The sequence below is a fragment of the Streptomyces marokkonensis genome (genome assembly GCF_039539045.1).
GTDB classification, from domain to species: domain Bacteria; phylum Actinomycetota; class Actinomycetes; order Streptomycetales; family Streptomycetaceae; genus Streptomyces; species Streptomyces marokkonensis.
Map to the genome: position 1 here is coordinate 1 of NZ_BAABCQ010000402.1, position 825 is coordinate 825.

The 825-nt window shown below is 70.4% G+C and carries 1 protein-coding gene; it reads left to right on the forward strand.

All coding sequences use genetic code 11. From position 1 onward, the window contains the following. A partial coding sequence (locus ABEA26_RS36110; protein ID WP_345598320.1) for a polyketide synthase dehydratase domain-containing protein occupies positions 1-825 on the forward strand: 825 nt, incomplete at both ends.

Sequence of the window (825 nt, forward strand, 5' to 3'; positions counted from 1 at the left end):
CCCACGACCCACGTGGACCTGCCCACCTACCCCTTCCAACGCGAGCGCTACTGGCTGAGTGGCGCCCTCGGGCAGGGGAACCTGGACATGGCGTCCGCAGGACTCGACTCGGTCGACCACGCGCTGCTGTCGGGTGCGGTCGGTCTCGCGGGTACCGATGGCGTCGTCCTGCTGACCGGACGGCTGTCGGTCGAGACGCATCCGTGGCTGGCGGATCACGCGGTGTGGGGTTCATTGCTGCTGCCGGGCACCGCGTTCGTGGAACTGGCATTGCACGCAGCTGACCAGGTCGGATGCGGCCTGGTGGAAGAGCTCACCATCGAGGCTCCGCTGGTCTTCGCCGACCAGAGCGCGGTCGCCGTCCAGGTCGCGGTCGCCGCGGCCGACGAGTCCGGACGACGCGAGCTCACGATGTACTCGCGTCCCTCCGATGCCGCGGACGGAGTCTGGACGCGGCACGCGAGCGGTGTGTTGGCCGAGGTTGCCGCGCCGGTGACGGAAGAACTGGCCCAGTGGCCGCCGGCGGGCGCACAGGCGGTGACGATCGACACTCTGTACGAGGAACTCGCCCATTCGGGCTACGAGTACGGGCCGCTGTTCCAGGGACTGCGTTCGGCCTGGCGACAGGGCGGTGATGTCTTCGCCGAGGTCGTGCTGCCCGAGGGCGCGGACGCCGAGGGCTTCGGGTTGCATCCGGCGCTGCTGGACGCAGCCTTGCACGCGATCGGGCTCGCTGCCGATGGTGACCCGGAGGCGGTCGAGGGCGGTGTGGGTCTGCCGTTCGCGTGGTCGGGGGTGTCGTTGTCGGCGGTGGGTGCGCGGGTG